Origin of the sequence: Streptomyces sp. NPDC059567, from assembly GCF_042735655.1 — a bacterium.
In the GTDB taxonomy this organism is placed as follows: Bacteria; Actinomycetota; Actinomycetes; order Streptomycetales; family Streptomycetaceae; genus Streptomyces.
The window spans coordinates 4,304-6,338 of record NZ_JBHWBS010000178.1 but is presented as its reverse complement, the minus strand read 5'-3'; the positions used below and the strand labels follow the sequence as shown (position 1 = coordinate 6,338).

Genomic DNA, 2,035 nt, shown 5'->3' with positions numbered 1-2,035 from the left:
TCTCGGTCCGGGGCGGCCCCATGTCATGCGATGCCGGCGGGTCGGTCAGCCCTTGCCCGCGCCGTTCCCGGCCGGCTCGTCGGTCGACTCCTCGGCGAGGGTCCCCGGCGCGTCCTCGGGCTCCTCCACGGAGGCCTCGGCCTCCGAGGCCCCGCCGTCCTCGTCGGTCGCGTCCTCGTCGGTCGCGCCCTTCCCGACGACGGGCTTGTCCCGATCCGGCTCCACGATCTCCTCCCGTCCCGGGCGGACCCGCGACGAGATCACGATGTAGGCGACGGCCAGGACGAAGACGACGATCGCCGTCCAGACGTTCAGCCGCAGGCCGAGGACGTGGTGCGCCTCGTCGACCCGCATGTACTCGATCCACGCCCGGCCCGTGCAGTACGCGGCGACGTAGAGGGCGAAGGCCCGTCCGTGGCCCATCTTGAAGCGGCGGTCGGCCCAGATGACCAGGAGCGCGACACCGATGCACCACAGCGACTCGTACAGGAAGGTCGGGTGGTAGATCCCTTCCTCGCGGTTCGCGCCGGCGGAGATCTCCAGACCCCACGGCAGGGTGGTCGGCTTGCCGTACAGCTCCTGGTTGAACCAGTTGCCCCAGCGGCCGATGGCCTGGGCGAGGGCGATACCGGGTGCGATGGCGTCCGCGTACGCCGGCAGCGGGATGCCGCGCCGGCGGCAGCCGATCCAGGCGCCCACCGCTCCGAGCGCGATGGCGCCCCAGATGCCGAGGCCGCCCTCCCAGATCTTGAAGGCGTCGACCCAGTTCTCACCCTCGCTGAAGTACAGCTGGTAGTCGGTGATCACGTGGTAGAGCCGGCCGCCGACGAGGCCGAAGGGCACCGCCCAGACGGCGATGTCGGCCACGGTGCCGGCTTTGCCGCCCCGGGCGATCCAGCGCTTGTTGCCGTACCAGACGGCGACGAAGACACCGATGATGATGCAGAAGGCATAGCCGCGCAGCGGAACCGGTCCGAGGTTCAGGACTCCGGTCGACGGGCTGGGAATGTAGGCAAGGTCCATGGCAGAACCGACGCTACCTTGCCGGGCGGGTGACGCGGCAGCCCACCCGACAACGTCTGCGTAACTTAGGCGCCGAAGGAGGGACGCCGGAGGGCGTCAGCCCGTGGGCGAGGCCGTCCCCGGCGTCTTGCCCTTGTTGGCCTCGGCGACCCACTTCTTCAGGTTGTCCGGGGAGATCTGCTCGTCCCCCTTGTTCGGGAAGATCGATTCTCCGTTGAGCAGCACGGAGGGCGTGCCCCGGAAGTCGCTGCTGCGGAAGGCGTCGTTCGACTTCCCCACCCAGCTGTCGTGCGTGCCGTCCTCGACACAGCTGCGGAAGGCCGGCGTGTCGAGCCCGGGCACCTTCGCCGCGAGCTCGATCAGCTTGTCGTTCCTGCCGAAGGCGTCGTCGGTCTCCGGCGGCTGGTTGATGTACAGCACGTCGTGGTACGCGGTGAACTTTCCCGCGTCCTGGGCGCACGCGGCGGCGTTCGCCGCGCGCAGGGAGCCGCTGCCGCCCATGTTCCCGTCGATGAGGGTGGCGAGGTGGTACTCGGTCTTGAGCGCGCCGGAGGCCTCGAGCTCGTGGATGGTGTCCCGGAAGGCGTTCTCGAAGGACGCGCAGGCCGGGCAGCGGAAGTCCTCCCAGATCGCCAGGGTCGACGGGGCGTCCGTCTTCCCGGTCGGGATGGCCGGCTTGTCGCCCTCGGTCGCGCCGGTCGGGGCGACGACCGGGCCCGCCTTGTCCGAGCCGCTGTCCTTGTCCCCGCTGTTGGCGGCGATCACTCCGACGACCGCGGCCAGGCCGAGGACGCCGACGACCGCGGCCGACACGATCAGGACGCGCCGCTGCTTCTCACGGGCCTTCTCTCGCTCGCGCTGCTGCTGGAGGCGCTCCCGCGCGCTCCCTTTTCCGTCACTGTTCTTCTGGCTCACGCCCTCAGCAACGAACCGGGGGGGGGCGTTAGCCCCTGCCCCGCGACAGCTACAACCCAAGGGGGTTATAAACCCGCCCCGCGCCCACGGGGCGATG

2 protein-coding genes are annotated in these 2,035 nt (G+C 70.3%); both read right to left on the bottom strand.

Going from position 1 to position 2,035, the window contains the following annotated elements:
• Positions 1-45: 45 nt before the first annotated feature.
• Positions 46-1,023, bottom strand: coding sequence for a prolipoprotein diacylglyceryl transferase (gene lgt / locus ACFVZW_RS36485; protein ID WP_384530810.1), 978 nt, complete (start codon positions 1,021-1,023; stop codon positions 46-48).
• 96 nt (positions 1,024-1,119) lie between these two features.
• On the bottom strand, positions 1,120-1,938 hold the full coding sequence (locus ACFVZW_RS36480) for a DsbA family protein (protein WP_384530808.1): 819 nt from the start codon (positions 1,936-1,938) through the stop codon (positions 1,120-1,122).
• Positions 1,939-2,035 lie beyond the last annotated feature (97 nt).

Coding starts and splice junctions, on each gene's coding strand:
- lgt (WP_384530810.1), bottom strand. CDS start 1,023: ATGGACCTTGCCTACATTCCCAGCCCGTCGACCGGAGTCCTGAACCTC.